Origin of the sequence: Pantoea pleuroti, from assembly GCF_014156615.1 — a bacterium.
GTDB lineage: Bacteria > Pseudomonadota > Gammaproteobacteria > Enterobacterales > Enterobacteriaceae > Pantoea > Pantoea agglomerans.
In genome coordinates, this window is sequence record NZ_SBFD01000001.1 from 217,467 (window position 1) to 239,419 (window position 21,953).

General features: G+C 53.8%; 18 protein-coding genes and 1 pseudogene. 7 read left to right on the forward strand and 12 right to left on the reverse strand.

What is annotated here, in order from left to right; translation table 11 throughout:
- Window positions 1-164: 164 nt before the first annotated feature.
- On the reverse strand, window positions 165-695 hold the full coding sequence (gene dsbB / locus EPG66_RS01160) for a disulfide bond formation protein DsbB (protein WP_010260580.1): 531 nt from the start codon (window positions 693-695) through the stop codon (window positions 165-167).
- Between the two features lie 484 nt (window positions 696-1,179).
- Here dsbB and fadR point away from each other — a divergent pair, with 484 nt between their 5' ends.
- A complete protein-coding gene (gene fadR / locus EPG66_RS01165) occupies window positions 1,180-1,899 on the forward strand; it encodes a fatty acid metabolism transcriptional regulator FadR (RefSeq protein WP_182685762.1) in 720 nt (239 codons plus the stop codon).
- Between the two features lie 40 nt (window positions 1,900-1,939).
- Here the strand turns inward: fadR and EPG66_RS01170 are convergent, their stop codons facing one another.
- Window positions 1,940-3,475, reverse strand: coding sequence for a SpoVR family protein (locus EPG66_RS01170; RefSeq protein WP_022625556.1), 1,536 nt, complete (start codon window positions 3,473-3,475; stop codon window positions 1,940-1,942).
- A 504-nt stretch (window positions 3,476-3,979) separates the two neighbouring features.
- On the opposite strand from EPG66_RS01170, the gene EPG66_RS01175 reads away from it, so the two are divergent.
- A complete protein-coding gene (locus EPG66_RS01175; protein ID WP_182685764.1) occupies window positions 3,980-5,281 on the forward strand; it encodes a D-amino acid dehydrogenase in 1,302 nt (433 codons plus the stop codon).
- Window positions 5,282-5,300: 19 nt separating this feature from the next.
- On the forward strand, window positions 5,301-6,371 hold the full coding sequence (gene dadX / locus EPG66_RS01180) for a catabolic alanine racemase DadX (protein ID WP_182685767.1): 1,071 nt from the start codon (window positions 5,301-5,303) through the stop codon (window positions 6,369-6,371).
- On the opposite strand, the gene EPG66_RS01185 is transcribed toward dadX, so the two are convergent.
- The 6 genes from EPG66_RS01185 to yeaG form a co-directional block, all read right to left on the reverse strand.
- A complete protein-coding gene (locus EPG66_RS01185) occupies window positions 6,364-7,557 on the reverse strand; it encodes a multidrug effflux MFS transporter (RefSeq protein ID WP_182685769.1) in 1,194 nt (397 codons plus the stop codon). The two genes, dadX and EPG66_RS01185, sit on opposite strands and share 8 nt — an antisense overlap.
- Before the next feature lie 127 nt (window positions 7,558-7,684).
- On the reverse strand, window positions 7,685-9,151 hold the full coding sequence (wbaP, locus tag EPG66_RS01190) for an undecaprenyl-phosphate galactose phosphotransferase WbaP (RefSeq protein WP_029519111.1): 1,467 nt from the start codon (window positions 9,149-9,151) through the stop codon (window positions 7,685-7,687).
- A 377-nt stretch (window positions 9,152-9,528) separates the two neighbouring features.
- A complete protein-coding gene (locus tag EPG66_RS01195) occupies window positions 9,529-9,762 on the reverse strand; it encodes a DUF1480 family protein (protein WP_010260598.1) in 234 nt (77 codons plus the stop codon).
- 78 nt (window positions 9,763-9,840) lie between these two features.
- On the reverse strand, window positions 9,841-11,568 hold the full coding sequence (locus tag EPG66_RS01200) for a potassium/proton antiporter (protein ID WP_031592768.1): 1,728 nt from the start codon (window positions 11,566-11,568) through the stop codon (window positions 9,841-9,843).
- 248 nt (window positions 11,569-11,816) lie between these two features.
- The gene (locus EPG66_RS01205; protein ID WP_031592767.1) at window positions 11,817-13,091 is read right to left on the reverse strand and encodes a YeaH/YhbH family protein; all 1,275 of its coding nucleotides are present in this window, start codon (window positions 13,089-13,091) and stop codon (window positions 11,817-11,819) included.
- An 89-nt stretch (window positions 13,092-13,180) separates the two neighbouring features.
- Entirely contained in the window at window positions 13,181-15,115 is a 1,935-nt protein-coding gene (yeaG, locus tag EPG66_RS01210; protein WP_010260606.1) for a protein kinase YeaG, read from the reverse strand.
- A gap of 420 nt (window positions 15,116-15,535) precedes the next feature.
- On the opposite strand from yeaG, the gene EPG66_RS01215 reads away from it, so the two are divergent.
- Together EPG66_RS01215 and EPG66_RS01220 are read left to right on the forward strand one after the other, a co-directional pair.
- Window positions 15,536-16,285, forward strand: coding sequence for a MipA/OmpV family protein (locus EPG66_RS01215; RefSeq protein WP_031592766.1), 750 nt, complete (start codon window positions 15,536-15,538; stop codon window positions 16,283-16,285).
- Between the two features lie 72 nt (window positions 16,286-16,357).
- A pseudogene (locus EPG66_RS01220) lies at window positions 16,358-17,209 on the forward strand (aldo/keto reductase).
- On the opposite strand, the gene EPG66_RS01225 reads toward EPG66_RS01220, so the two are convergent.
- Window positions 17,206-18,105, reverse strand: coding sequence for a D-hexose-6-phosphate mutarotase (locus EPG66_RS01225; RefSeq protein ID WP_031592764.1), 900 nt, complete (start codon window positions 18,103-18,105; stop codon window positions 17,206-17,208). The pseudogene EPG66_RS01220 and the gene EPG66_RS01225 sit on opposite strands and share 4 nt — an antisense overlap.
- Before the next feature lie 74 nt (window positions 18,106-18,179).
- Window positions 18,180-19,178: a glyceraldehyde-3-phosphate dehydrogenase gene (gene gapA, locus EPG66_RS01230; RefSeq protein WP_003852747.1), complete on the reverse strand. Its 999-nt coding sequence runs from the start codon at window positions 19,176-19,178 to the stop codon at window positions 18,180-18,182.
- 341 nt (window positions 19,179-19,519) lie between these two features.
- Between gapA and msrB the strand changes: the two genes are divergently transcribed.
- Window positions 19,520-19,930, forward strand: a complete 411-nt coding sequence (msrB, locus tag EPG66_RS01235; RefSeq protein WP_010670269.1) for a peptide-methionine (R)-S-oxide reductase MsrB — start codon at window positions 19,520-19,522, stop codon at window positions 19,928-19,930.
- A 5-nt stretch (window positions 19,931-19,935) separates the two neighbouring features.
- Window positions 19,936-20,217, forward strand: a complete 282-nt coding sequence (locus EPG66_RS01240; protein WP_003852750.1) for a YeaC family protein — start codon at window positions 19,936-19,938, stop codon at window positions 20,215-20,217.
- Window positions 20,218-20,245: 28 nt separating this feature from the next.
- Here the strand turns inward: EPG66_RS01240 and pncA are convergent, their stop codons facing one another.
- Together pncA and ansA are read right to left on the reverse strand one after the other, a co-directional pair.
- Window positions 20,246-20,854, reverse strand: a complete 609-nt coding sequence (pncA, locus tag EPG66_RS01245; RefSeq protein WP_031592761.1) for a bifunctional nicotinamidase/pyrazinamidase — start codon at window positions 20,852-20,854, stop codon at window positions 20,246-20,248.
- A gap of 16 nt (window positions 20,855-20,870) precedes the next feature.
- Window positions 20,871-21,884 (reverse strand): asparaginase, encoded by a 1,014-nt coding sequence (ansA, locus tag EPG66_RS01250; protein WP_010260629.1) that lies wholly within the window; start codon window positions 21,882-21,884, stop codon window positions 20,871-20,873.
- Between the last annotated feature and the right edge of the window lie 69 nt (window positions 21,885-21,953).

The following is a 21,953-nucleotide window of genomic DNA, read 5'->3' on the forward strand; positions in this document are numbered from 1 at the left end:
GGCGTCACGCCTCAGCGCTGCGGATAGCCCTTTCAGCAGCAGAGGCGCACAGGCCTTCACTCTCGTGCCCTTTCTGACAATACACACTGAAGTTTCAGAGCAGGCCCGACACCAGACTGCGTTATCACTGACTGGCATTATGCCAGTGGCAGCCTTTTTTGATCTCAGCGACCAAAGAGATCGCGACGTTTAGGTTTCAGCGGCTGGGCTATCAGCACCAGCGCCGCGACCAGCAGATAACCGGCGAACACCACAATCATCCACTGCGGCATGCTGAGCGTCAGGAAAGTCCAGCTGCGTTCTGCACAGTCACCGCTGGCAAGAAACACCGACGGCAGCCACTTATCCAGCGGTAAGCCGCTGGGGAATCGCGCAGCAAAATCACAGGTGGTGAAGGGGTTAGGGTGCAGCTGAATCATGGTATGTTCATAAGAGAGACGCAGACCTTCCCAGGCACTGTAGATCCACAACGCCAGCGCCGCCAGACGCAACGGCGATTTCGGCGCAATCGCACCGACCAGACCCGCGCCCAGCACACCAAACAGCGCATTGCGCTCATAAATACACATCACGCAGGGCTTCAGGCCCATTACGTGCTGAAAAAAGAGTGCTGTTAATTCCAGTGCAAGTGCAGTCAGTGCCAGTAGTAACCAGGCTCCGCGACCACGTGAGCATTGATTCAGATATCGCAACATATTGCATTCCCTGTAAACGTTAATGCCACGCAGTGTAAACCAAAAGCGTTTGCAAACCAGCCAGGGGCAGGGAAAAATCGTGTGCAAACATGACCTGATTCTGATCCAGAGCAGGTTAAATGAGGATAAGCCGGACCTTATCTGCAGAACGACCGTCAGTGAAGCGCGGGGAGATCCGCAGCGGCGACAGAGACGATCGCATGCGGTCAGGAGGCGAAACGGCAGGCGCGGGTTATATGCTGCCAGCGTTCTGCGCTTTCAGGGCGCCTGAACGCTGACACTCAGCGGTGCTGTGGCACGCGCCATTTCAGCGCAGAAAGCCATTCAGCCCGCCCGTGATCCCGAAGCCGCTGATACTGCGGTCAGCCATGCTGAAATATGCGCCTGCGCCCGGTTTTAATGGTTACTCAGGCTATATCCGCTATAGGGCGTCTGGTATGATGAGTGCCCATCATGATTAGAAAAGCAACGAGAACACATTGCTATGGTTATAAAGGCTCAGAGTCCAGCGGGATTTGCTGAAGAGTATATTATTGAAAGCATCTGGAACAGTCGCTTTCCGCCAGGGTCGATTCTTCCTGCTGAGCGTGAGCTTTCTGAATTGATTGGGGTGACGCGCACCACCTTGCGTGAAGTGCTGCAGCGCCTGGCGCGCGATGGCTGGCTGACTATTCAGCATGGTAAACCGACGCGGGTGAACGATTTCTGGGAGACGTCCGGCCTGAATATTCTGGAAACGCTGGCCCGTCTCGATCACGACAGCGTTCCGGTGCTAATCGACAACCTGCTGTCGGTACGCAGCAATCTTTCATCGATCTTTATCAGCCGTGCGCTGCGCCATCATCCGGACAAAGCACGCGAAGTGCTGGAAACCGTCAGTGCGGCTGCCGATCAGGCTGATGCCTATACCGAACTCGACTACCGGGTGTTCCGCGGTCTGGCGTTTGCGTCAGGTAACCCGATTTACGGTCTGATCCTGAATGGCCTGAAAGGGCTCTACACCCGCGTTGGCCGCCACTACTTCTCTAATCCGGAAGCCCGGCAGGTCGCGCGCGATTTCTATCTCAAACTGCTGGAACTGTGCGACAAAGAGCCCGGACAGGATGAGATTGTGGATGTGGTGCGCAACTACGGCCGCCGCAGCGGTGAAATCTGGCACAGTATGCAGAAGAATCTGCCCGACGATCTCGGCAGTAAGCGTTAAAAAAAACCGGACATCGCGTCCGGTTTATTGTTTTAACCCATCAGAGTGACGAACCGCGTGGTGGATTACGATCCAGCAACTCTACGCTGCCATCCTCGTTCTGCTGTTCCAGAATCACATCAAATCCCCACAGACGATGCACATGCTTCAGCACCTCGCGACGGCTCTTATCCAGCGGCGTGCGGCTCTGCGGCACATAGCGCAGGGTCAGGGAACGGTCACCGCGCAGATCGACGTTATAGACCTGAATATTCGGTTCGAGATTACTCAGGTTGTACTGCGCGGAGAGCTGCTGGCGAATCGCCCGGTAGCCCGCTTCATCGTGGATCGCGGCAATTTCGAGATAGTTGTTGCGGTCATCATCCAGTACGGTAAACAGACGGAAATCTCGCATGACCTTCGGCGACAGGAACTGGCTGATAAAACTCTCATCCTTGAACTCGCGCATCGCAAAATGCAGCGTTTCCAGCCAGTCGGAACCGGCGATATCCGGGAACCAGTAGCGATCCTCTTCGGTCGGCGACTGACAGATACGTTTGATATCCTGCATCATCGCGAACCCTAAGGCATAGGGGTTGATGCCGTTATACCACTGACTGTTATAGGGCGGCTGAAACACGACGTTGGTGTGGCTGTGCAGGAACTCCATCATAAAGCGTTCCGACACTTTGCCTTCATCATAGAGGTGATTGAGGATGGTGTAGTGCCAGAATGTCGCCCAGCCTTCATTCATCACCTGGGTCTGTTTCTGCGGATAGAAATACTGGCTCACCTTGCGCACAATGCGCAGGATCTCACGCTGCCATGACTCCAGCAGCGGGGCGTTTTTCTCCATAAAATAGAGCAGGTTTTCCTGCGGCTCAGAGGGGTAGCGCGCGGCTTCAAAGGTCACGGCCTCTTTCTCACGCCGTGGCAGCGTTCGCCACAGGGTGTTCACCTGACTTTGCAGATACTCCTCACGGCTTTTCTGCCGCGCCTTCTCCTCCTGCAGAGAGATCTTCTGCGGGCGCTTATAGCGATCGACGCCATAATTCATTAAGGCATGGCAGGAGTCGAGCAGCCGCTCTACCTCTTCGACGCCATAGCGCTCTTCGCAGTCACTGATATAGTTTTTGGCGAACAAGAGGTAATCGACAATCGACCCGGCATCCGTCCAGCTGCGGAACAGATAGTTATTTTTAAAGAAAGAGTTGTGGCCATAGCAGGCATGCGCCATCACCAGCGCCTGCATGGTCATGGTGTTCTCTTCCATCAGGTAGGCGATGCAGGGATTAGAGTTGATGACAATCTCATAGGCCAGACCCTGCTGACCATGCTTATAGCGCTGCTCGGTCTCGATAAACTTTTTGCCGAATGACCAGTGTGAATAGTTGATTGGCATGCCGACGCTGGAGTAGGCGTCCATCATCTGTTCAGAGGTAATCACTTCGATTTGGTGCGGGTAGGTATCAAGCCGGTAGAGTTTAGCAACCCGGTCGATCTCGGCTAAGTAGACATCAAGCAGTTCGAATGTCCAGTCTGGTCCGTCATTGAGTCGTTTGCTGTCTCTGATGGCTTCGTCAAAGATTGTCGTCATAGCGCACCTCTTTTTTGCAAACCGGCTGACCCGAAAGACAACCCGTTCTGGTTATTTAAGGCTTCATCCTGAAAAAGGGAACCCGAAAAAAACTGAGCGAACACAACAATGATAGCCCACTGTCGCTTATCCGAAATGCGAACTCAAACGAATTCTTTGGCACAAAATCATTAAGAGTCGTGTGGCAGGGGATTTAGCAGCCTTTAATTCTGACTGTATTATAAATATCGAAATCTAATCCTGTTTATAAGCGGAATGTATGGGGTTGAATGAATCTCCTGCAACAGGCAGATTTAACTGCCTTCGTTGTCATTTATTTCTGTGTTTAAGGATTAAGACGCATAAAGCGCTGAAATTGGCCGCGCGACAAGATTTTAGTTACCTGAAAAGTAAAAAAGATGTGAAATGGATGGTGAAATTCTGTGGTGGTGTCCGCTATGTAAATCCGCTGACTATCATCAGTTGAACAGTGAATTATGCTTTTACAGGTCGGGTGGGGGAGCTATGCACGTTGTAATTCTTGGAAGTGGTGTGGTCGGGGTGGCGAGTGCCTGGTATCTGGCGCGTGCCGGACATCAGGTGACGGTCATTGATCGTCAGCCCGCCGCAGCGATGGAGACCAGTGCGGGGAATGCCGGTCAGATCTCACCGGGTTATGCCGCACCCTGGGCTGCGCCCGGCGTGCCATTGAAAGCGGTGAAGTGGATGTTTCAGCGCCACGCGCCACTGGCTATCCGGCTGGATGGCAGTAGTTTTCAACTGGAGTGGATGTGGCACATGCTGCGCAACTGCGACATCAATCACTATCAGCAGAACAAAAGCCGCATGGTGCGGATTGCCGAATATAGCCGTGACTGTCTGAAAGCGTTGCGCAGTGAAACCGGCATCGCCTATGAGGGCCGTCAGGGCGGTACGCTACAACTGTTCCGTACTCAGCAGCAGTTCGACAGCGCCAGCAAAGATATTGCTGTGCTGCGCGACGCGGGTGTGCCCTATGAGCTGCTGCAGGCGCATGAACTGTCTCGCGTTGAACCGGCACTGGCGGCAACCCAGCATAAACTCACCGGCGGATTACGCCTGCCCAATGATGAAACCGGCGACTGTCAGCTCTTTACTCAGCGGCTGGCACAAATGGCCGAAGAGGCGGGCGTAGTCTTCCGCTTTAATACTCCGGTCGACCACCTGCTGCGCGATGGCAATCGCATCTATGGCGTGAAGTGCGGTGATGAGATCATCAAGGCAGACCACTATGTGGTGGCGTTTGGTTCCTACTCGACCGCGCTGTTAAAAAATGTCATCGATATTCCGGTCTATCCGCTGAAAGGCTATTCACTCACTATTCCGATTAAAAATCCTGATGCCGCACCGGTTTCAACTATCCTGGATGAGACCTACAAAGTGGCGGTGACGCGGTTTGACGATCGTATTCGTGTCGGCGGGATGGCAGAAATTGTTGGTTTTAACACCAAACTCACCGAAGCGCGGCGGGAAACGCTGGAGATGGTGGTCAGTGATCTCTATCCTGAAGGCGGTCATCTCGCGCAGGCGAGTTTCTGGACCGGTCTGCGTCCGATGACGCCAGACGGTACGCCGATTGTGGGTGCCACACCGATCTCTAATCTCTGGCTCAATACCGGTCACGGTACGCTGGGCTGGACGATGGCGTGTGGTTCTGGTCAGCTGCTGGCCGATCTTATCTCCGGTAAAAAGCCGGCCATTGCGGCGGATGACTTAGCGGTGTTCCGCTACTTACCCGGTTTCGCGGCGACCTCATCGCCGCTGCGTAACGCCAACGCAACTCGTTAAGTATTCAGGGAGAGAGAGGATGTCACGTCCGATTGTCGCTACCATCAACCAGCAGGCGTTACGTCATAACCTGACTGTTGTTCGCCAGGCGGCACCCGCCTCCCGCGTCTGGTCAGTAGTGAAAGCTAATGCTTATGGCCATGGCATTGATCGCGTGCGCGAGGCGTTATCTGCCACTGACGGCTTCGCGCTTCTTAATATGGAAGAGGCAATCCAGCTGCGCGAACAGGGCTGGAAAAAGCCGATTCTGCTGCTGGAAGGTTTCTTCAAGCCAGAGGATCTGCAGCTGATTGACCGTTATCGTCTCACCACCAGCGTACACAGTAACTGGCAAATCAACGCGCTGGCCAGTGCCAGACTCGCAGCACCGGTTGATATCTATCTCAAAATGAACAGCGGGATGAACCGGCTGGGTTTTCGCCCGGAACAGGTCAACGGTGCATGGCAAAAGCTGCGGGCGCTGAGCACTGTAGGTGAGATGACGCTGATGGCCCATTTTGCCGATGCGGAAAATCCGCAGGGTCTGATTGCGCCATTGCAGCGCGTAGAGCAGGCGGCTGAGGGGCTGAACTGTCCGCGATCGCTCTCCAACTCCGCCTGCACCCTATGGCATCCTGAAGCGCACTTTGACTGGGTCCGTCCCGGCATCATTCTGTATGGCGCGTCGCCCAGCGGTGACTGGCAGGACATTGCAGGCAGTGGCCTGAAGCCGGTGATGACCTTAAGCAGTGAGATTATTGCGGTCCAGCAGCTACAGGCGGGCGATGGAGTGGGTTACGGCTACCGCTATCACGCCAGTGCAGCGCAGCGAATTGGCGTGGTGGCCTGTGGCTACGCGGATGGCTATCCACGGCATGCCCCGACGGGTACGCCCGTCTGTGTCGATGGCGTGATGACTCAGGTGGTTGGTGCGGTTTCGATGGATATGATCACCGTGGATTTAACCCCCTGTCCCCAGGCCGGTATTGGCTCAGCCGTGGAACTGTGGGGGGAGCAGGTAAAAATCGATCAGGTGGCAAAAGCGGCCGGAACGGTAGGGTACGAGCTGATGTGCGCGCTCGCACCCCGCGTTCCGGTCACGGTTATTTAAGCGCGGTCAGGCTACCGCGCATCTTTCTGCTGCAGCGCCAGGCGATAAAGGCCAGCGCTGCACCCAGCAGCATCATCAGACTCAGCGACAGCTTCTCCGCCACCGGCAGCGCCACAATGACAAGACTGCCTGACGCGCCACCAGCCATCTGAATGAATCCCTGCAAGGCGGACGCCACGCCCGCCTGTTGCTGATAGGGCTCCAGCGCATAGCTGGTGGCCGGTCCCACCGTAAAGGCCAGCCCGGCAACTGAAACGGCTACCGGGAACATGTAAAGCGCCCAGTGCGTCTGCATCTCCGTCGGGAAGATCTGCATCCCCGCTACCAGCAGCACCGCGCCCAGCAGCATAGTGAAAAACCCCATCGCCAGGCAGAAAGGGCGACCCGCTTTGCGAATCGCTTTATTGACGAACATGCTGACAAACATGATCCAGAAACCGTTGGCGCCAAAAGCAAAAGAGAACTGGATTGGCGTCAGCCCGCCTTCGGTCATTAATACCTGCGGTGCCAGCGACACGTAGGTCAGCACCATGCCCAGTGCACCGGCATTGGCGAACGCGAACGCCAGAAAGCGCGGCTGACGCAGGATCGCGGCATACTGTTTAATCGGTAATCCTTTCACCCGCAGGGTATCCGCCGGACGCGTCTCTGGCAGCCAGATAATCACCAGCAGCGTAATCAGCACGCCGTAGGCGCAGAGAAACCAGAAGGGCGCGCGCCAGTCAAAGGCGCTGGCCAGCAAACCGCCCAGCAGCGGAGCCAGAGCCGGAACGATGTTTAATGCGCCATTCAGGAAGCCATACGCACGGGCGGCATCATCACCGCTCAGGCGGTCACGCACGCCGCTAAAGGCCACGACCGCGCTGCAGCAGACGCCACAGCCCTGCACCAGGCGGGCAAGGACGAACAGCGGGAATGAGGTGGCGGTGGCGGCGATGGCACTCCCCGTGATGTAAAGCGCCAGGCCCAGCAGGGCAATCGGCTTACGGCCATAGTTGTCCACCAGCGGGCCGGTCACCAGTTGTCCCAGCCCCATGACCAGCAGAAACAGGGGAATGGTGGTCTGCACCAGATTAACCGGCGTTTCCAGCCCTTCTGCGATTTGTGGCAGCGTGGGCAAATAGAGATCGATGCCTAAGGGTGCCAGCAGCACCAGGCTTAATAACAGCAGAGTAAATTTTTGCATAACAACCAGAGGGTAAGCGTTCTGTTAAAAAACGATCGCAGAGGGTAATGATTCAGCGGCAAAAAAGATAGAGGAAGTCGTGCGGAAAGTGCGATGCCTGCTGTAAACAGGCATCGCAGAGGTCTGATTAGTAAGCGCCGTCGCGACGTAACACCACGCCTGCGGTTTTGAACAGGATCGCAATATCGGTCCAGAGCGCCCAGTTTTTGACATACCAGGAGTCAAAATAGACGCGGGTGTCGTAGTCGATATCGTTACGTCCGCTGACCTGCCACAGACCGGTCATACCCGGCTTGGCCATCAGGTAGTAGTCGACATCACCGGCATAACGCTCCAGCTCAGCTTCAATCACGGGACGCGGGCCAACCAGGCTCATCTCGCCACGAATCACGTTCCACAGCTGCGGCAACTCGTCGAGGCTGGTTTTACGCAGGAAACTACCAATCCGGGTCACGCGCGGGTCATTCTTCAGTTTGAAATCTTTGTCCCACTCAATCCGGGCCTCTTCACTGGTTGCCAGTAATTTCTCCAGCACCTCTTTGGAATTGGTCACCATGGAACGGAATTTCAGACATTTGAATTTTTTGCCATTCTGGCCCACACGCTCGTGACCATAAATGGCATTGCCGCCATCACGTTTCACCATATAGCAGAGCAGGGCGAAGATTGGGCCGAGGAACAGCAGCAGCATCGACGCCACCACGATATCAAAGGCGCGCTTCATGAAACGGGAGGAGTGTTTCGCAAGGTTGTTGCTGACACGCAGAATCATTACTTCATGGCTGAAGATAAAGGACATGTCGGTGCCGTAAAGCGGCACGCCGCGCAGCGTCGGGATCACTGAAACTGAACGGCAGTTCATTTTCGACAGGAATTTCAGCCAGCGATCGCGCATCGGCTGCTGCTCATACTCCATAGCCACAATAAACTGCACGTTGTCACGGTCAATGGTCTGCCAGTTGATATCTTTCCAGGTGATCACCGGCACGCCATTCACGCTCTGCTGAGCCGGGACATCATCGACCGAGATAAAGGCCTGTACGTTGTAGCCCAGAATCTCTTCACTCTGCAGCGCCGCGTAAGCTTCGGTGGCGTTTCTGCCGGAGCCAATAATGATGGTCTCTTTCTGCCACTGACCCGCCTTGTGAATGGCGCGTTTAACCAGAGCACGCATCAGCGGCAGCAGCAGCAGGGCATATGTCCAGCTGAAGACCCACACCATGCGGGAGAAATCCCATTTAGAGAAGGCGATCAACGCAAGGTCGAGCAGCGAGAAAACAAATAATGTTTTAATGATCTCTTTCAACTCAAACCAGAAGGGTTTGCGATAGGTGTAGTGACGCAGGCGTACCCAGAACCAGCCGGTACACATGACGGACATAATAAACTGTGCCACAAAACGATATTCAATTTGATGGGGTGGAATAAAGGTATCCAGCTCGCCCCAAATACCCTGTATCGTCGCGGCAGATAAAAACAGTGCGAGGTTAAGTGCAATCAGATCGGAAAAGCTCAGGGCGAATTTCACGATGATATTTTTACGCGTGCCGCTCCACGAGCGGCTCGGGCTATTCATTATCAATGTACTTGCCATAAAACCTGCTCTCTTTCTCAAGTAAAAGATGGCCTGACCAGAATCATGTACGCGCTCAGGGGTGGGCTTCTGAAAAATTAAAAAATAATTTTCAGTCTGTTGCAGTCAGTAAAGCCAGTGCAGCTGCAAAAAAGATAACGGCTAAAGCGTGATAGTACTCACGAAATGTTGCAGCATTGAGAATGAGTATGCAGGAGTTATTTGACAGAGTTAATACGGAAAAAATCTGAAAACATCAAAAGTGATTAAAGTTTTAAATGGCTAAGTTTTGGTTTTTACTGGATAAAATAAGGCGGGGGTTGGTTATAACCAAACTGTTTAAGACGCTTTTTAGGAATTACCGCCAAATCTTACGACTGGCGGTAGTGATAACGGACTCAGGCAGGTTTTTTTAAAATCCAGCGGTCCTGCTGTTTATCGTAATGACCAATCTGCAGATCCACCGGTTCTCCGTCAATCCATGCCGGGACGCTGGTATCGCGATCCCAGCCATCAAGTTGGGTAATTAAGCCGGGATTGGTGTGACAGGGGATGCTGACGGTGTCGAGGTTCTCACTGTCAAGATCGGCATCAACAATCTCATAACGACCAATTTTAACCACGTGTCCCATTCATTTCTCCCGTTTTTGCTGGCATAGACATTTAAGCTTAGCGTATCGACAGAAAATAACGTGGCTGAATGATTAGGATTATTCCTTCTCTTCAGCCGGACGGACACCAATCTTCACAATACGGTTATCCTCTTTCTCCGCGACGGTCCACGTTAGCTGATTCCACTCAACCTGATCGCCAACCACCGGCGCGCCGCCCAGCATACTCAGCACCAGTTGTCCCAGCGACTGCTGATCGTTGGTGTTCTCATCCAGTTCCAGTCCGTAAATCTGCGCAATATCGCGCAGGCGAGCTTCAGCATCCAGAATAAAGTCACCAAAGAAACGCTGGTCGAGGGAAACGGGCGGTGACTGGCTGAACATTTTACCCAGCGCCGGCAGATCGCGCTCACGGCCAATCACGCAGATGACGTCGTTCTCCCTGAGCCGCGTTCCATCATTCGGATGCATCAGCACATTGTCACGGAACAGGGCGGCGATGCGGGTCTCACGTGGCATCTTCAGGTCACGCAGTGCGGCGCCGACGCACCACTTGTCAGCGCTGAGCTGGTAGACGAACTGCTCCCATGGGTTTTCGGGGTGAATATCCAGGCCGATACGGCTGATAGGCGATGCGGTAGGCGGAACCACCACTTTGGCTTTTTTCGCTGCAAAGCCCAGCGAGGTGCCCTGCAACATCAGAGAGACCAGCACCACAAAGAAGGCGATATTAAAATAGAGCGACGCGTTTTCTAATCCGGCCATCATCGGGAAGACCGCAAGGATAATCGGCACCGCGCCGCGTAAACCGACCCAGCTGATAAAGACGCGTTCGCGGGTGGTAAAACTGCGAAACGGCAGCAGACCAATAAAGACCGACAGTGGGCGCGCCACCAGAATCAGCCATAGCGAGAGGATCATCGCCGGAACCGCGATATGCCACAAATCAGACGGGGTGACCAGCAGTCCCAGCACGATGAACATGCCAATCTGACTCAGCCACGCCATGCCGTCAAAGGTCTGCAGAATGCCGTGACGGTTGCGAATCGGCCTGTTGCCCAGTAAAAAGCCGCAAAGATAGACCGCGAGGATGCCGCTGCCCTCTAATACCGTGGTCAGGGCGAACACCAGAATGCCGCCACTCAACGCCAGCAGCGGATAGAGCCCACCGGCCAGACTGATACGGTTAATCAGCTGCTGCAGCGCCCAGCCGCCGCCCAGGCCAAGCACAATACCCAGCCCAAACTGCTGCACCAGATGCACCAGGAACATCCAGTCAAGGCCGCTGCGGCCCTGTTCGATCATCTCAATCAGCGTAATGGTCAGGAACACCGCCATCGGATCGTTACTGCCCGATTCAATCTCCAGCGTGGAGCTGACGCGCTCATTCAGGCCTTTGTCACCCAGCAGTGAGAAGACGGCGGCGGCATCCGTGGAGCCGATAATCGCGCCAATCAGGAAGCCCTGCATCATATCCAGGTTAAACAACCAGGCGGCGACCACACCGGTTAAGCCTGCGGTAATCATGACCCCGACGGTCGCCAGCGACAGCGCTGGCCCCAGGGCGACTTTAAATGAGCTGGCTTTGGTCCGCATGCCGCCATCCAGCAGGATAATCGCCAGCGCCAGGTTCGAGATTAAGTAAGCCGCCGGATAGTTATCAAAGGCGATGCCGCCGATGCCATCAACCCCGGTCAGCATGCCCAGAGCAAGGAAGATCACCAGAATGGGGATACCCAGTCTGGATGAGAAAGAGCTGAGCAGAATGCTCGATGCGACCAGCACGGAACCGATGATAAACAGACTGTAGACAATAGTGTGGTTCAAACCCGATCTCCTGAGATATGACAGTGCGGTGCAGCGACTGGTGACAAATATCCATGCTATCTCTGAAAGATAATGTTTTATCAAGGAGTTGTCATTGTGAAAATGATCATTATACGAATTGCTTAACAGCGTATGGAATCAGATTAATGTGAAGAATGAGGGGGTTGGCAGGCAAGCGGCAGAAAACAGACTGTTTTAGCAGGTTATTCGGAAGATAAAAAAAGCCGGCGATGAGCCGGCTTAGTGCATCAGGCTTCCGTTGCCTGTTTATGGAACAGCGATCGGAACACCGGGTAGATATCTTCCGGCTCACGAATATGTTCGATAGCAAAGTTATCGAACGTCGCCTGCAGATGCTCATACTCGCGCCACAGCGTCTGATGTGCACGGCGGGTAATCTCGATATAACTGTAATAACGCACCACCGGCAGAATATGCTTCGCAAGGATCTCGTGACAGAGCGGTGAATCGTCGGCCCAGTTATCGCCATCCGACGCCTGTGCAGCATAGATGTTCCACTGCGCCGGGTCATAGCGCTCTTTCACCACCTCATCCATGAGTTTCAGCGCACTGGAAACGATGGTGCCACCGGTCTCCTGGGAGTAGAAGAACTCCTGTTCATCCACCTCTTTGGCCTGCGTGTGATGACGAATATAAACCACATCGACATTCTTGTAGGTGCGGCTCAGGAACAGGTAGAGCAGGATATAGAAGCGTTTCGCCATATCCTTGGTGGCCTGATCCATGGATCCGGATACATCCATCAGACAGAACATCACCGCCTGGCTGGAAGGCTCCGGCCGTTTCTCAAAGTTTTTGTAGCGCAGGTCGAAGGTGTCGATAAAAGGCACCCGTTCGATACGCGCCCGCAACTCGGCGATCTCTTTACGCAGCCGCTCCTCTTCAAGAAGCTGAGCCGGTTCAGAGTTCTCAATCTCCCGCAGCGTTTCTTCCAGTTCGTGCAGCATCCGGCGTTTACCCGCCGTCATCGCCGTACGACGCGCCAGCGAGTTCTGCAGCGAACGTACGACGCTGATATTGGCAGGTACACCGTTGGAGGTGAAACCGGCACGGTGGGTCTTATACTCATTCAACTGGCGATGCTGGTTCCGGCGCAGGTTAGGCAGGGCGAGATCTTCAAACAGCAGGTCCAGATACTCATCTTTCGATATCTGGAAGACAAACTCATCCTGACCTTCACCATCCTGGCTGGCATTGCCCTGGCCACTGCCGCCGCCACCACCACCCTGCGGGCGCTCGACCCGGTCATTCTGCACAAAATGGTCGTTGCCCGGATGGACCCGATGGCGGTTGCCACCGCGTCCCTGATGGAAAATCGGCTCATTGATGTCGTCAATCGGGATAGAGACAGACTCACCGCTGCTTACATCGGTCACCGAGCGTTTATTGATGGCCTCGGAGATCGACTGCTTAATTTGCGACTTATAACGGCGCAAGAAGCGCTGGCGGTTTACCGCGCTCTTGTTTTTGCCGTTAAGTCGGCGATCGATGAAATAGGCCATGGTATTCCCCCAAACTACATTGTAAGCAGGCCGGGCGAACCCGACCTTGTCAGACCGGTATCACTTACCGGCAAGCTTACAGACTCTTATCAGGACGATTTACGCACACGCAAATACCATTCACACAGCAGGCGAACCTGTTTGCGGGTATAGCCTTTTTCCATCATGCGATCGACAAAATCATCATGTTTTTTCTGCTCATCGGTAGAGGTCTTGGTATTAAACGAGATCACCGGCAGCAACTCTTCCGTATTCGAGAACATTTTCTTCTCAATCACGGTGCGTAATTTCTCGTAACTGGTCCAGTTCGGGTTGCGACCGTTATTGTGTGCCCTGGCGCGCAGCACGAAGTTGACGATCTCGTTACGGAAATCTTTCGGGTTACTGATGCCTGCGGGCTTCTCGATTTTCTCCAGTTCTGCGTTGAGCGATTCACGATCAAACAGCTGTCCGGTGTCAGGATCGCGATACTCCTGATCCTGAATCCAGAAGTCGGCATAGGTCACATAGCGGTCAAAGATGTTCTGACCATACTCAGAGTAAGATTCCAGATAGGCGGTCTGAATCTCTTTGCCAATAAACTCAGCATATTTGGGGATCAGATAGCCTTTGAGATGCTCAAGGTATTTCTCAGCCTGATCCTGAGGGAACTGTTCGCGCTCAATCTGCTGTTCCAGTACATAGAACAGGTGCACCGGGTTGGCTGCCACTTCGGCGTGGTCAAAGTTAAACACCCGCGACAGAATCTTAAAGGCAAAGCGGGTCGACAGGCCATTCATCCCCTCATCCACACCGGCGTAATCATGATACTCCTGCCAGGACTTCGCCTTAGGGTCGGTATCTTTCAGGCTTTCACCATCATAGACCCGCATTTTGGAATAGATGCTGGAGTTATCCGGATCCTTGAGACGAGACAGGATTGAGAAGCGTGCCAGCGTCTCCAGCGTACCCGGTGCGCAGGGCGAGGTCGCCAGCTCACTGTGATTAAGTAACTTGTCGTAGATTTTGATCTCTTCCGAGACCCGCAGGCAGTAGGGCACCTTGACGATATAAACACGGTCAAGGAACGCCTCATTATTCTTGTTGTTTCGGAACGTCACCCACTCTGATTCATTGGAGTGCGCCAGAATAATGCCGTTGAACGGCAGCGCCGAAATCCCCTCGGTGCCGTTGTAGTTTCCCTCCTGCGTCGCCGTCAGTAAGGGGTGCAGCACTTTGATAGGCGCTTTAAACATCTCAACGAATTCCATGATCCCTTGGTTCGCACGGCAGAGTGCGCCGGAGTAACCGTAAGCATCAGGATCGTTCTGCGCGTGGTTTTCCAGTTTACGGATATCCACTTTACCAACCAGCGCGGAGATATCCTGGTTGTTCTCATCACCCGGTTCAGTTTTAGCAATCGCCAGCTGTTCCAGGATTGACGGCCAGACTTTCACCACTTTGAAACGCGAGATATCGCCGCCAAAGTCGTGCAGTCGCTTAGCGGCCCACGGCGACATGATCGTGCCGAGATAACGGCGCGGCACGCCATACTCTTTTTCGAGAATATGCGCATCTTCCTGCGGATTAAACAGGCAGAGAGGGTGGTCATTAACCGGGCTGCGTTCCCCGTCGGCGCTCAGTACATAGATGGGCACCCGCTGCATCAGCGACTTAAGCCGTTCCGCCAGTGAGGATTTACCGCCACCTACCGGCCCCAGTAAATAGAGGATCTGTTTCTTCTCTTCCAGTCCCTGAGCGGCATGTTTCAGATAGGAGACGATCTGTTCAATCGCTTCCTCCATGCCGTAAAACTCCTCGAACGCCGGATAGCGTCCCATCACACGGTTGGAGAATATTCTGGAAAGGCGTGGCTCCTGAGCAGTATCGACCATTACCGGCTCTCCGATAGCCATTAACAGTCGCTCTGCAGCGTTGGCGTATGCACTGCGATCCTGCTTACAGATAGCAAGAAATTCCTGCAGTGTGAACTCTTCGTCCTTGGCAGCTTCATAACGCTGACGATAGTGATCGAATATATTCATAGCGATGCCCGTCCTTTCGTTTTTAGCACAGGTAAGGAGCGTAATTAGAGGCTTATAGCAGCTCCCGGAAGATATTCTCTGTTGAGTACAGCAACCCTTATGCCAACCTGATCTTTCTTATCGGGATACACAACTTTTGTGGTTACTCTGCTCGTACAAAATGTCTGCTGTTACTTCTAACTGTAGATGGCTTCTAGGAAATTTCCTCCACGGGTTTGGGTTAATGAGGGGAAGATCAACTGTACAGCGGGTCTGTTGTGAGATGCGTTCATATGGGTGATGCTTTAACTTAACGTGTTTTTAACCTTTAATGCCACTTTCATCGGTTAGTCACTTAAAGGATTTCGATATAAGTTAATCCAGCCGTGAAAAAACGTTAGACTTCCTGTTTGATTGTTATATTTATGGAATGAATAAATTGTGAACCAATTCAAATTTAAGACGCTTGTTGCACTTCTGCCCTGTTATTTACTGGCCACACACGTGAATGCCGCACCGCTTTCCATTGGTGCGTCGGTCATCTATGCCGAATCACCTTATCGCGGCGGCCAGGACCGGTATATCCCGGTTCCGGTTATCAATTATGAGGGTGAAGACTTCTGGTTCCGCAGCCTGCAGGGCGGCTACTACCTGTGGAAAGATCCCCAGAACCAGCTGTCACTGACCCTGCTGGGGTCACCGCAGGAGTACAAACCCAGCGACAACGACCTGGGCGACATGAAAGGGCTGGATAAACGCCGCATGACGCTGATGGGTGGCGCAACCTATCGTCACACTGCGGACTGGGGGATTGTCCGTACCTCATTACTGGGTGATGTGCTCAATAACAGCAACGGGATAATCTGGGACCTGACATACCTCTATCGCTTCCAGATGGGTGACTTCAGCCTGACGCCGGGCATCGGGGCCACATGGAATAGCGCCAATCAAAACCGTTATTACTATGGGGTATCCGGGCATGAAAGCGCCCGTACCGGCATCAGCCGTTACAACCCGGATGACAGCTGGTCGCCTTATGTGGAACTGAGCGCCAGCTATCAGATTGCGCCGCAGTGGAATGCCAGCGTCATGGGACGTTACGTCCGCTTCGACAGCGAAATCAAAGACAGCCCGATGATTGATAAAAGCGGGCAGGCGTTAATCTGGACGGGTGTCAGCTATACCTTCTGATAACGCACCAAAAGAGGGCATTTAATGCCCTCTGTTCTTTTACAGGGCCTCAGAATGGGGCGGGAGAGCAGAATGCGTAACACGATTAACTTTGCCGGTTTTAGCGATCTGCCTGTTATTGGTCAGGGCACCTAGTATATGGGTGAAAACCCGGCGCAACGTGCTGATGAAGTCGCTGCTCTGCAGGCGGGTCTTGAGTGCGGATTACAGCTTATTGATACCGCTGAAATGTATGCAGATGGCGGAGCCGAAGAGGTGGTCGGGCAGGCACTGCTGGGCCGTCGCGATCGGGCGCTGCTGGTCTCCAAAGTTTATCCGTGGAATGCGGGCGAAGTGGATGCCATTGCAGCCTGTGAGCGCAGCCTGCGCCGTCTGCAAACCGATTATCTCGATCTCTACCTGTTGCACTGGCGCGGCAATATTCCGCTGGAAGAGACACTGCGCGCCATGGAACGCCTGCAGCAGCAGGGCAAAATTCGTCACTGGGGCGTATCCAATTTCGATACCGACGATATGGCTGAACTGTGGGATGAAGAGAAGGGCGAGGCCTGCGCGACCAATCAGGTGCTCTATCATCTGGCTTCACGCGGCATTGAATTTGATCTGCTGCCGGCATGTCAGCAGCGTGGCGTACCGGTCATGGCCTACTGTCCGCTGGCCCAGGCCGGACGGCTACGTGACTCACTCTTCACCGATCCTCAGCTGACTCAGATTGCACAGCAGAAGGGCATCAGCGTGGCGCAATTACTGCTGGCCTGGGTAATTCGTCAGCCAGGGGTGATTGCCATTCCTAAAGCCAGTTCCGTGGCCCACGTTCAGGAAAATGCGGCGGCGCTGGAGGTGGAACTGACCGATGAGGATTTGCAGCTCATCGATCGCGCCTGGCCAGCGCCACAGCATAAGTTGCCGCTGGATATTGTTTAGCCGTTAACGTTATCGCTGGCTGCGGCTCTCTTTTTGAGGCGGAACGTCGTGGCCAGTCGTGCTGGCTTTTCACCCGCGCTGCGTAACGGTTTGCTGATACGCGCAGTCTCCACACAGACCATGGTCTTATAGCCCTCATTCGCCATATCCGTCATGCTGCAGGAGAGTTCCACACCAGGATTCCAGGTGACAACGTCACTATGATGATGGTGGTACACCTCGATCTGCCGCTCGCCCGCAGTATCATTAATCACTGAGCAGTCTTCTGCTGCGGTAAAGATACGGTCGATACGCCCAGGATAACGCTGTTTGCCGTCGCTGCTGGCCACCTCGCCGTTATTCACTTTGTCGATATAGCTGTTGCCCAGGCCCGAGACTTCCACACCGTTGATGTCGCTGACGGTAAAGTAGCTGTGCAGAGCCGCCGTCGCTTCAAAGTCACCATAGGCTTCCAGCTCTATCTCACAATGCTGGCCCAGCCGGAAGCGGGCAATCAGGGTGAACTCATGCGGCCAGAGCTTCAGCGTCTGAGGGTTGCTCTCCAGCACCAGCGTCAGCATGACGCCATCTTCATTTTCATCATGCGCCGTGAGCTTCCACGGCTGAACCCGCGCAAAGCCGTGTGCCGGTTCGCCCGCCGGGCCGAACCACGGCCAGCAGATCGGAACGCCGCCACGAATCGCCTTACCCGGTGCAAAGAGACTCTTATCGCTCAGCCAGAGTACCGGCTTTTCGCCGCTGGGTTGCCAGGCAATCAGGTGCGCGCCCTGAAGCGTAATGGCTGCCCGCACTTTCGGGTGACTCACCACAATGGCGGGGAGTTCGCCAATCTGGCGCTGGGTGAGGTAAGGGGAGATCTGCGTGACCACCGGCAGAGAAAACAGTTTATCTTGCATGTTCGATTCCTTCCTGAGCGGATCAAAAAAAGGGCGACCGAAGTCGCCCTTATTCTCAATGATGTCTGGCTGCCTTATTTAGCAGAAACCAGTGCAATCAGGTCGAGAACTTTGTTTGAGTAGCCAGTTTCGTTGTCGTACCAGGAAACCAGTTTCACAAAGTTGTCGTTCAGCGCGATACCGGCTTTAGCGTCAAACACTGAAGTCAGGATTTCGCCGTTGAAGTCGGTAGAAACCACGTCATCTTCAACGTAGCCCAGCACGTCTTTCATCTCACCTTCTGCAGCCGCTTTGATTGCAGCACAGATTTCTTTGTAAGAAGCCGCTTTTTCCAGACGCACGGTCAGGTCAACAACGGAAACGTTAGGGGTTGGTACGCGGAATGCCATACCGGTCAGTTTGCCGTTCAGCTCTGGCAGAACTTTACCAACGGCTTTAGCTGCGCCAGTTGATGAAGGAATGATGTTCTGCGATGCGCCGCGGCCGCCGCGCCAGTCTTTATGAGACGGGCCATCAACGGTTTTCTGGGTAGCAGTGGTGGCGTGAACGGTCGTCATCAGACCTTCAACGATGCCAAACTTGTCGTTGATCACTTTTGCCAGCGGTGCCAGGCAGTTAGTGGTACAGGATGCGTTAGACACGATATCCTGGCCATCATATTTGTCGAAGTTTGCACCACGAACAAACATTGGGGTGTCATCTTTAGATGGACCGGTCAGAACGACTTTCTTAGCACCTGCGGTGATGTGTTTACGCGCGGTTTCGTCGGTCAGGAAGATACCGGTTGCTTCAGCAACAACGTCAACGCCTACTTCATCCCACTTCAGGTTGGCCGGATCACGTTCAGCGGTAACACGGATTTTTTTACCGTTAACCACCAGTGCGCCATCCTGAACTTCTACGGTGCCGTCGAAACGACCGTGAGTAGAGTCATACTTCAGCATGTACGCCATGTAATCCGCGTCCAGCAGGTCGTTGATAGCAACGATTTCGATGTCAGAACGCTTTTGAGCAGCACGGAAAACGATGCGACCGATACGGCCGAAACCGTTGATACCTACTTTGATAGTCATATATTCCACCAGCTATTGGTTAGTGAATAAAAGGTTGCCTGTAAAATTACAAAAACCTTACCAGGCGTCAAGCGGAATCGTGTCAATTGTTGCGACAAATCAATTCGCCTGAAAGGAATTATTCGATGCGCAACCGCTTGCGCGCCGCCAATGATATCGCGCTTCGTTGAATCAATCGCCGAATATATAGGGATGCTCCGGATAAAAGGTGATCGATGTCACAAATCCGCTTAGCAGAGAGCAGGCTGAAAGGGTGAGCACAAAAAAAGACCCGGGTTATGTTGATCATTTGTTAGAATAATAGTCGAATTTTTCAGAATGGCACTGCCCGGAATCCTAAAATGGCTAAAGACACCGCACCCGAAGCAAAAATTGCACAGTTGACCGAAATGCAACGCTACGTCACTCAGCAACGCGGAACGGAACCGCCTTACAGCGGCGCACTGCTGCACAACAAGCAGGAAGGGATCTATCACTGTCTGATCTGTGAGGCGCCACTTTTTCTCTCTGAGACGAAGTATGACTCGGGCTGTGGCTGGCCCAGTTTCTACCAGCCGGTCAGTGATGATGCGATTCGCTATATAGAAGATGATTCACACGGTATGCAGCGTATTGAGATCCGCTGTGGCAGCTGCGATGCGCACCTGGGACATGTCTTCCCTGACGGCCCTCAGCCGACCGGCGAACGCTATTGTGTTAACTCCGCCTCGCTGAATTTCACCGACGAGCAGGGCGAACAGACCAAAGGGTAAAGGCGATGAAGGAACAGCTTGAAGCAATGCTTGCATCGATGACGCCTGAAGTCTATCAGCGTCTTGCCACGGCGGTTGAGATTGGTAAGTGGCCGGATGGCGTGGCACTGACTCAGGAGCAGCGCGACAATTGCCTGCAGCTGGTCATGATGTGGCAGGCGCGGCACAACGACGCGCCGCAGCACATGACCATCGGCAAAGGTGGCGAAATGGTGATGAAGTCGAAAAAAGAGCTCAAAGAAGAGTTTGGAATTGACCCTGACGTGACCCGCATCCATCTGCATTAAAAAGAGCTGGCGTCATGCCAGCTCCATTTTAAATCAGAATGGCACCCTGAGCGGTCATCTGGGCAAAGGCAATTTCACTGTCTTCAGGATTCAGATTGACCCCCCGGCAGCCCTCTTTAACCACCTCAACGTGATAACCCAGCTCCAGCGCATCCAGCACGCTATATTTTACGCAGTAATCCGTCGCCAGCCCCAGCATCACCAGATGGGTGATCCCACGCTCACGCAGCCAGCTGTCCAGCTCGGTCTTACGGCGATGACCATTGTCAAAAAAGGCGCTATAGCTGTCGACATCCTGATCCTGGCCCTTATGGAACGTCGCATCGAACAGTGAGCGATCCAGACCCGGATGAAAATCAGCGCCAGCTGAGCCCTGAATGCCGTGATCGGGCCACCAGATCTGGGCCAGACCATTTAACTCGCCCAGCGTGTAGACCGGTTCGCCGGAAATTGAGGCAAAGCTGCCGTGATCGGCCGGATGCCAGTCCTGCAGTGCCAGTACGCATTCCCCGTTTTCACGGAACAGTCGCGCATAACGATTTGCCACCTCGACCGTATGGTCACCCTCATGGACTGCCATCGGGCCGCCGGGGCAAAAATCGTTCTGAATATCAATAATGATGAGTGCCCGCTTCATTACATATCGCTCCGTTTCAGTCTTCAGTCAGTTCGCCGCGCAAATTCTGCTGCATTCTGGCACGGATTTGATCGGCCGAAAGATCCTGGCTGAGTAAAAAGTGTAGCTTTGTCAGCGCCGCTTCCACGGTGAGGTCAAATCCGCTGATGACACCAGCATGTTCCAGCGCATTGCCGGTAGCGTATCCGCCCATATTCACTTTGCCGGAAATACACTGGGTGAGATTTACCACCACGATGCCACGCTCGCTGGCCTGCTGCAATTCTGCCAGAAATTCCTTGTTCTGCGGTGCATTACCCACACCATAGGAGCGCAGGATCAATGCTTTGACTGGCTGACGCAGAAAGTTACGCACAACGTCGGCTGAAATCCCGGGATAGATGGTGACCACGCCAATGGGCTGAGGTGTAATGGTGTGAACCTTCAGTTCGCCCTGACCGGCTGGAGCAGGTGGTGTATTGAGACGACGAATATGAATGCCCGCTTCCAGCAGCGCAGAGAGGTTGGGCGAAGCAAAGGCGTTGAAGCCATCTGCATGTGCCTTGGTGGTCCGGTTACCGCGATAGAGCGTGTTATTGAAAAACAGCGACACTTCGCTGATCGGATAGTTGGCTGCCACATAGAGCGAATTTAAGAGATTCTGCTGACCATCTGAACGTAATTCCGCTAATGGAATCTGCGAGCCCGTGACGATAACCGGCTTGGCCAGATTTTCCAGCATAAAGGAGAGTGCTGAGGCGGTAAATGCCATGGTGTCGGTGCCATGCAGGATCACAAAACCATCATAGCGATCGTAGTTCTGACGGATATCTTCTGCGATAGACTGCCAGTCCTGCGGGGTCATGTCGGAAGAGTCGATCAGCGGCTGATATTCATGAATGGTGAAATCAGGCATCTCAGGGCGGTGGAACTCCGGCATGTTAGCCAGCTGTTGCTGCAGGTGTCCGGAGACGGGAATATAACCCTGCGCCGAACGCTGCATACCGATCGTCCCGCCAGTGTAGGCTACGTAGATGTTTTTCTTTTGCATTAGAGAACTCAGACTCGCCATAAAACGCGCAGTATAAGGGGAATAGCGGGGAAAAGCAGCCCGACCAGC